The sequence below is a fragment of the Rhodoflexus sp. genome (assembly GCF_053489755.1).
The window spans coordinates 40721-49317 of sequence record NZ_JBRCHD010000046.1; the positions used below are offsets into that span (position 1 = coordinate 40721).

8 protein-coding genes are annotated in these 8597 nt (G+C 43.5%); all 8 read right to left on the reverse strand.

The genetic code is table 11. The features are described 5' to 3' along the window. The gene (locus ACWIP2_RS10700) at positions 1-1431 is read right to left on the reverse strand and encodes a DUF3526 domain-containing protein (RefSeq protein ID WP_448519920.1); all 1431 of its coding nucleotides are present in this window, start codon (positions 1429-1431) and stop codon (positions 1-3) included. A 12-nt stretch (positions 1432-1443) separates the two neighbouring features. Continuing rightward, the gene (locus tag ACWIP2_RS10705) at positions 1444-2865 is read right to left on the reverse strand and encodes an ABC transporter permease (protein ID WP_448519921.1); all 1422 of its coding nucleotides are present in this window, start codon (positions 2863-2865) and stop codon (positions 1444-1446) included. A gap of 16 nt (positions 2866-2881) precedes the next feature. Beyond that, positions 2882-3604, reverse strand: coding sequence for an ABC transporter ATP-binding protein (locus tag ACWIP2_RS10710; protein ID WP_448519922.1), 723 nt, complete (start codon positions 3602-3604; stop codon positions 2882-2884). A gap of 76 nt (positions 3605-3680) precedes the next feature. Continuing rightward, the gene (locus ACWIP2_RS10715; protein ID WP_448519923.1) at positions 3681-4052 is read right to left on the reverse strand and encodes a DUF6787 family protein; all 372 of its coding nucleotides are present in this window, start codon (positions 4050-4052) and stop codon (positions 3681-3683) included. Between the two features lie 104 nt (positions 4053-4156). Continuing rightward, on the reverse strand, positions 4157-5482 hold the full coding sequence (locus ACWIP2_RS10720) for a c-type cytochrome (protein WP_448519924.1): 1326 nt from the start codon (positions 5480-5482) through the stop codon (positions 4157-4159). A 66-nt stretch (positions 5483-5548) separates the two neighbouring features. Next, positions 5549-6010: a high-potential iron-sulfur protein gene (locus ACWIP2_RS10725; RefSeq protein WP_448519925.1), complete on the reverse strand. Its 462-nt coding sequence runs from the start codon at positions 6008-6010 to the stop codon at positions 5549-5551. A 95-nt stretch (positions 6011-6105) separates the two neighbouring features. Further along, positions 6106-7596, reverse strand: a complete 1491-nt coding sequence (locus tag ACWIP2_RS10730) for a c-type cytochrome (RefSeq protein ID WP_448519926.1) — start codon at positions 7594-7596, stop codon at positions 6106-6108. Positions 7597-7711: 115 nt separating this feature from the next. Continuing rightward, the gene (locus ACWIP2_RS10735; RefSeq protein ID WP_448519927.1) at positions 7712-8176 is read right to left on the reverse strand and encodes a hypothetical protein; all 465 of its coding nucleotides are present in this window, start codon (positions 8174-8176) and stop codon (positions 7712-7714) included. Positions 8177-8597: the final 421 nt, after the last annotated feature.

The following is an 8597-nucleotide window of genomic DNA, read 5'->3' on the forward strand; positions in this document are numbered from 1 at the left end:
TTAATTGTAAACAAATTCAACCTTTGCCATCCTACTATTAGCGACTATGGCAAATATTAACGCTAAGGCTACCAGATAACCAACGTCAATAAACAATCCCAAAATAAAGGGTGTAAAGTCTATCGGGCGGTAAGTGAATTTTGGCAAGACATCTAATTGCGCTACGCCAAACTTTTCTTGCTTGAACACCATTGGCGCAAAATAGTCGCGGAATTGCTGGTGGTAAGCCGTCACTTGACGGTCAAAATCGGCATAGACCGTTTCGCTTGTGCCGGCAACCTGATTGAGCGCCTCCATCATCGCTATTCCGGGCGATAGCAAACGGTAACGGTTCACCATTTCGCGCCGTTCCATAGCTTTTTGTGCGAAAATTTCGCGTTGTTTTTCCATGCTCATCTCTACTTGCAGACGGCTGAAAAGCATAGCTGACGTACGGTCTTGCGGATTGATTTGTGCAGGCTTCAATTCGGGATGTTCCTCATAAAAACGCTGCAAAGCATCTTTATCTTTGGCAAGGGCATCGCCTATTCTGCGCGATTCAGCGATAAGTTCCACACGAGAAGGCATTGGATGCGCCCGATTAACCCAAATAGACAGTAAAGCAGGTACAAAAACCAATAACAATAGCCATACGCCTACCAATGCAGCCGCATTAACGCCCGACTGATACCCCATGCTATTCACCAGAAATGAAACGGCGAACCAAAACGCTCCATAAGCCCAAACAATAGCCAACAACAACCATAGGCGCTCTATATTTTGGCTCAAAGGAACGTTGAGCGCAAGCAAACCTACCAACATAAAAAAAGTGAAACCCAAGTGGAACAACAGGTAGCGAAACAAATAACGATAGGCCGTAATGCTGCGAAGCGAAGTATTTTCAGCCAGCAAAAGCGGCATAGTTCCTTGTTCGCGTTCCGCAGATACGATTTGATAGCTAAGGGCAATTATCAACAGAGGCAGTAAAAAAATCACTACAAAGGACAGGTCAAAATGACCGTTGTAAAGTATCTGCGGGTTTTCCAGTTCTTCGCTGTGAAACAGTGCCTGTCGCTTGGAAAGCGTGAGTTTGTAGTAATAGGGCATCAAATCGCTCTGGCCTGCCGCCACCACAGCGAGCGGCGAAGGCGGCAAATAGGCATACTGCGCCCCCATGCGATTGCCAAAGTAAAAAGGATTGGTAGGGTCGCCAAAGTGTCCGCCATCAAAGTGCATACCGCCGCTAATATCGCTAAGAATTTTGCGGTATTTTTCGTAATCAGCTTGCTGCTGCGCGACTATTTTTTCAAGCGTCTCCCGCTGAAAACCAACGCGTTGCGCGCCTGCCCATAGGGAAAACCACACCAGTCCGCCCATCAGAGCCATGATGAGATAAAAATTCCTATTAGCGCGCAACGACAACCAATCGTATTTGCTAATGTGCAGAAACATAGCGTTTGATATTTAACTTTCAATTACTTTTTGAATCATTACAGGGCGGATAAGCCACCAGCCCGCCAAAAACAACCACAGACCAAGCGCAAGCAGAGCGATGGCGGTATAGGGCGCATCGTGCACCAGTGAAGAAGCCCGATACACAAAAGGCGGGATTTTTCGCCAGAGTTTTTCGTCGCTTTCATACACGCGTTTGCCCGCGCCATTGTTCATAATGTCGTTGTTCATAGTTTCGGCAATCAGGCGACGGTGCGCTTCGGCCTGTTGGGCAAAGTGTAAATATCGCACCAGCCCCGTGCCGCTCAGGTGTACCATCAGGTGTCGCATAGCCAGCGGCGGCGAAAGCAAACTGCACCATTCCATTACCTTGTCTTGTTGCCGATAGATGTCGTGCAATTGCCCGTAGTTTTTCTCAAATACCCGATAGCCGTATTCTTCGTTGTATTGCAGCATAGCGCCGGTGTAATTAATCGGCAATTGGTGAATGCTATCTACTCCGTATTGCGCCAGCAGCGAATCCTGCAAATGTTTTTGCCGCTCGGCGGCAGGCGTTTGGCGGTCAAGCCCCAGTTCGGTATCCAAGCGTATGTTTTCCGAAAATTCAAACGACGAAGGCGCGGGGTGAATCACTTTGGCTAAGGTACTGCTTAGGCGCGGTACAAAGAAACAGCCTACCGCCCAAAAACCCGTTAGCAAAGCCAACGCCGTGCCTGCCTGATAGGTGTAGAAAGAAACAAGCAAGGTGGCAAGCGTCCAGAAGGCTACATAAGCTAACAGCGCCCCAAAGAGCAGCCATAAGCGACCCCAATACTGTTCCATTGCCGCCGCATCGGCAACGGCAACCGATGCTGCGGCGGTTGCCAGCATTGGCAGCAATAACGCCAGCGACCATACATAGAGCGCAAGCCATTTACCTACCAGTATCTGACGCACACTCACTTGCGAACTAAGCCAAAGACGCAGCGTACCGTTCGCTCGCTCTTTGTTGAACAGATTAAACCCCAATAAGATAATTGCCAGCGGCAGCGCCATATACCACACCAAGCCGGCGGAGAGTTCGCCTATTCGCGCCAAACTGCCTGCATCGTTAGCCTGACGTTCTTTTACCTCATTTTGATTGTGCGCTTCCAGCCATACGCTTTGCCCTAAGTAGCTTTCCATGCCTTTGTCCAAAATGCTCAACGGCGAAAGCGGTTTGAAGGCATAAAAACCATAATGCGCTGCCCCGTGAGGGTTCTTTTTTCCCTGCGATAGCCATTGTTCGTAGCTTTCCTTAGCTGCCAATTCATGAATGGCGGTTGTTTCGGTGTAGTAGCGGTAGCCTTCGGTCAGCCCAAGCGCAAAAAGCATGTATAACACAGCGGCAATCAGCCAACTGCGCTTATCCTGTCTGAAGTCGGCTATTTCCTTGTTGAAAATAATGCTTATCATATCCAATTTTCCCAAGTTAAACGTTCAAGGTTTGCGCTTGTGTAGCGACAGCTTGCAGGTAGAGATCTTCCAATTGGACGGCGCTCACATCAGCGGCCTCAATTTCGCGTACTAAATGCCCTTCGCGCATAATGCCAATGCGGTCGGCAGCTTCTTTGGCGCGGAACAGGTCGTGCGTTACCATCAAAATAGCCATACCGTCAGCGCGCAGTCGCCTGATGATTTGCGAAAAATCGTTGCTTGCCAGCGGGTCAAGACCAGAAGTAGGCTCGTCCAGAAACAGTGCGCGGGCCTGTTTGGCCAACGCCAGCGCAATACCCACTTTTTGACGCATCCCCTTGGAATACGTGCCTACCTTTTGCGAAAAGGCGCGCTCTTGTAAGCCGGCGCTTGCAAGCAGGTCTTTCAGTTGGCGCTCAGTATAATTTTTTTGGGAAAGACCGCTGAAAAAAGCTAAGTTTTGTAAGCCGCTCAGGTGCGGGTAAAGCATCACATTTTCGGGGATATAGGCAACCAACGACTTAGTGATGGTATCGTCCGGCTTAACTTCAATACCGTTGATGAGCGCCTGCCCCGAACTAGGCGTAATAAAACCCATAAACAGATTAACGGTAGTGCTTTTGCCGGCCCCATTGGCCCCCAGCAGCGCGTAAATTTCCCCTTTCTCAACGGTTAGGTTCAGGTTGTGCAGCGCTACATGACCGTTATATTCCTTGCGTAGATGAACAGCTTGAAGCATAAGGATAGATAAAAGTATGTTAAATGCAACTGTGTTGCAATTTGCTATATTTTAGCAAATAAAGCAACACAGCTACTTAAGTGTTAAGTCTGAACAGTGTCCTTATACGCTGCAACATTTTTTTCTCTTTTTGCCAAAAAAAATCAAACTGCCCTAAGAGAAAACCATATAATAGAATCAAGATTTGGTAAGCAGGAAAAATAAACAGCAGATAAACCACTGTTTTGAGCCAAAAAGAAGTTTCATCACCAAAATCTAAGAAGTTAAACAACGTTTTCCGCAATAAAACCACCGTTGAGCCTGTAAGCGTAAAAACAAGCAAAACCATCAGAACTTGAAAGGTACTTTTAAGCTGCCATTTTTGCATCAATTTTTGCAAAAAATTGACTTTTATCGTATTTTCCATTGATTTTTCAGACGTTTTAGGAGGCTGTCCAAAAAGTAACATAGACTTTAGTCTGTGATCGTTAAAATACTTGATAATCAGACGGCTACAGACTAAAGTCTGCGCTACATTCAGCCTTTTTAGACAGCCTCTCTGGTGAAAGCAGTTTATTTCATCTCCAAGATAAAATCAGCTAATTTTTCCAAATCAGCATCAGAAATTTGTCCTTCAAAACCCGGCATTTGCGGATAGCCTTCCCGCTTTTTACCTGGCGCTTTTGTCCACTTGATAAGTCCTGCCTTGTCTGAAGCATAAATTTGCTGCATTTCGGTTACGGGCGGCCCTACCAATTTTTTGTCTTTGGCGTGGCAAACCGAACATTTGGTATCCCAAAGGCTTGCTCCCGTAACTTCCAAGACTTCCTCTTTTTTGGCATTGGGGTTATTTTTGGCTTCGGCTACTTGTGCCAAATAGGCTTCGGTGTTTTTTGCCATGGCGGCTCGGTGCGGTGCAAGGGCATTGGCGCGATACAAGTGCCTACCTGTTCCCATCATTAACACTGTAACAGAGAGTAGGGCTACAATTCGCTTGAAGTACCTGCCAATGTCCTCGGCTTTTGCCGTAACTTCTTTCCACAAATACCACGTAGGGATAATAGCAATGCCTGCTCCCGTGAGAATGGTAAAAATCATATCCATTCCCAAACCTTGATTGGGCAGCGTAAACAAAATCACCGGTCCGAAAAGGAATTGGGCAATAGAACAAGCAAAAGCAATGCTATAAAAACGCTTCTGAAAATCAAAACGGCTGTATTTTTTGAAATTTTCTTCAAAAGGGTAGTTTTTTCGGCTCACCCAATAAAATAAAAATAAAGCCGTAACCGTTAGCGAAGCATTAAAAAAGTGGAAATATCTTGGAAAAACATTAGGCAACAACAAAGCATCAATAAAACCACTAACTACCGACCACTTATCAGGAAAAAGCATCAGGTTGATATTGGTCAAAAATACCAAAGGAATAAACAAGAAAATTGCCATTGGTAAGGTCAAAATGGCAACGTGCAAAGGGCGATTATTTTCCAGTTTTTCGTAAGTGTATTTGTGCAGATACAACACCAAAAGAGCAATCGTTACTAAGGGAATAACCATTATCCAGACCAAACCCGTTAGGGCATTGGCAGCATAAAAAAACTTGGTATAAAGCGTGTTGATAACGAGCAAAGGAGCAACGCCCATTACGATTGCCAAACTTTTATTGACGGTAATTGTGGCGGCAATTTCTTTGGAAAGTTTGAAGTAATCATCATTTTTGATACCCAAAGCCTCAAAGAAAAGACACAACAAGGTGCCGCCCACCATCAGGTTGATAAAAAGAATATGCGCCAAAAAACTTACCACTAAAAGCCCAACCAAGAGCCATTCGGGAAGTGGCAAAGGCAAAGGAATGTCCCTGCCAATATCTATTTGCAAAAAAATGAACGCAATATGATTCATTGAAATTTCGTGTTTAAAATGTGGAACAAAATCCCCCAATCAAAAGATTGAGGGACAATTGATGAATTAACCTTCTTTGGCAAACCAAGATTGGCAATAGCCATTAGGGTGTACTTTACCTGCAAAAAGTGTACAGCCACCACATTCACCTGCTTGTGGAGGTGCTACGTAAAAACGGCAATTGGCGCAGTTTTTAGCCTTGTCAGGTGTTTGAGCAACGTATTTTACGCCTTCTCTTTTTTTGATTTCGGTTTCGCTCAAACCCGACAAATCATCACAAGCATCGGCAGCCAGTTCCTTTTTAGTTTCGCCGCCACAACTTGACAAAAGGCTTGGTACGGCAATAGCAGCCCCCATCAAACCTAAACTTTTGATAAGAAATTCTTTACGTGAAATCATTGTTGAAAATTTTTTAAATGTTTGAAAATAAGGATTAGACAAAACCAATTCTGCCCAATCCGTTTTTTTAAGAAAATGCCCAAAATAAGCCCAAAAGCAACAACAACGAAAAAATAACCGCTGCCGCAAGCCTTATAAGTTCTTGCAAACTTTTGGCTTCGTTCAGCACGTCCTGTTCGGTAGGTTCTTTGCTTTTGTGTTGCTTTTTGGGTCTTGCTTTCATCTTACTTTGTTGAAAGTTTGATGTCCTCGCTTTGTGTTTTAAGCGCCAGTTTTTCTTGCTTTTGTTCCATTTCTTTCACAAAAGCTAATAAGCGTGCATTTTCTTCTTTTGAGATAGCGGTTTGCCCAAAAGTATGCGTTTGCGGGTCAGGGAAATACTGCAACACTTTGATATAAGTTACCAAAGCGTCCAGTTCCTTATCATTTCCGGGGAAAGGCGGCATATAATAGCGTGCATTGTGCATATTGCGAATGTAGCTTTTCATTGCATCGGCATTCCAAGGATCATCTATTGTGCCGTACATAGTACGAAACTTATCCGTAATGGCATTTACCCCGTTAGTGGTATGGCAACGGCTGCACGAAAGCATAAACACATTTTTGCCCGCTTCTACCAAATTATCATCGGTTACTTCTTTGGTACTCACAAAAGAGGCGTGTTTGAGGATGCCTTCTTGTTTTAATAAAGGATAATCTTCCACGCGGAAGGCGTTGGAATACATATAACCGCCGATTACATAAGGTTTGCGGACAAACTCACGCACCCGTTCAAACATTCCCAGCGTTCCCCAAAGTATAATGATAGGTGCAACAAACGCCCATTTGCCGTAGTTCCAAGCAGGTTTAAAATAGGTTACGAAGGCGAAAGCAATCACACCCAACACCCCACCGACAAGCAATTTAGAAAGCATATCGTACCAATTTTGGAACTGCTGCGTTCCTACGGCTACAGACATGTTGTTCACCATCATATCAGGTATTACATTCCAATACCACAAACCGCCTGCTATGGTAGGAGCGGCACAAATCAGCAACCAGCCCGAAGTAAAACGAGTTGCTTTTGCTCTGATTTCAGAACCTTTTTCCGTAAAGAAATAGGTACAAGCCAAAGCAAACGAAGCCCCCATCATGCCTGCTAAGAAAGTGCGGAAAACCAACTGCGGGAGGTAAATCGGATTGGCAAAACCTGTTAAAAGACTTTGTTGGTTGTGCCAATTCCCGGGATCCATCATAAAGCCCAAAATAGACACAATGATCGCCATTGTTATCCAAGAGAAAACCGCCAAACCATAGCCTACTTTAAAGTGATTGAGTTTGGCGCGTCCTTTTGTCCATGTATTCCAAGTCAGATAATAAAACATTATCAAAACGACTTCGGTAACAAAGATAATCCACTCAAAAAACCAAGCGGAGAAAAACACCCGAATAAGTGAACCAATAGAATTAGGATTAACCAAAGACGCTGAAAACCAAATACCTACGCCTGTCATTGCACCTACGGTAGTAGTTACGATGAAGGCAACCTTCATAATTTTATAGGCAAGTTTATCCCATTCGGGATTTTGTTGTTTGATGCCTAAAAATTCCATTCCCACCACAACGGGGGCAAGCCCAACGGCAAGGGCGTGATTAATGAGTACGTGAGTAATCGCAATCACCACAAACAAGAAGCGATTGCCTACCCAACCCAGATCAAAGATTGGAAAGTCCATATTTTTAGAAAATTTTTAAGTCCGTGAATATTTTTTGTGAAAAAGACACAAAAAACCTGCACCTATCGTGAAAAATAAAAGCAAAAAATAATGAATCCTAAAAATGAATTTGGAATTATACTTGAAACGAACTTAAACTTTGGGGCGGGTGGAAAATATCGGAAAAGACTTCTTGGGTAAAAGATTCTTGATAAAAAGCACTAAAAAATTGCCTTTCCAAGCAAAAATTATTTTCAAATTGGAAATAAAACTTATCAACAATAAATAAATTGAAAACTGAAAACTGATGATTTTTAGTTTGATGACGGTTTTGCTCTTCGTGTTTTTTTTTGATGTAATCCAGAAGCGCCTTGTATTTTTCTGCTATTTCCGACCTTACATGAGTGGTGACAGCATGGATCTCATTTTTAACCTGACCCAAAGAAAGATCAGCGCTGACCCATTGTTCGTGATAAGCCGATATCAGATTCAGCAAAACAAGCTCTAAGACAAACGACAATGCCAGTAGCAATAAAACTAAGGTTTTAGCCCGTCTGATGAGCTTGATTTGTTGGGCAATATGGCGCTTTCTTTCTAACATCCGCCTTATAGATAATTTTGGTAGCAGAGCGGTGTTTCAATGAGTATCAGATATTTGAAATATCTACTACAAAGTTAACGCTCAAAAGTTAATTACGGGCATTCCAATCCAATAAAATTTTTTGATTTAAGAAACCAACGATTACCGCTCAGCAGTCAATTATTCTAACGCTTTTTTATACTTGGGAAAGATTATTTTTGAGTATTTCACTTTTATTTCTTCCGTTGGATAGGGGTTAATCTGAATGTAAGAAAAAAGAGTGAAAAACCTGACAAAAGGGTGATTACAACTCATCTCAAAACTGTCTAAGTAGTATAATCATGGCAGCCAGTTTGACAAATCCTGCAAAATTGTCTAAATGATATTTGTATCTGGTTACGCATCGTCTGAAGTTTTGTAGCCAGGCAAAAAAACGCTCTAC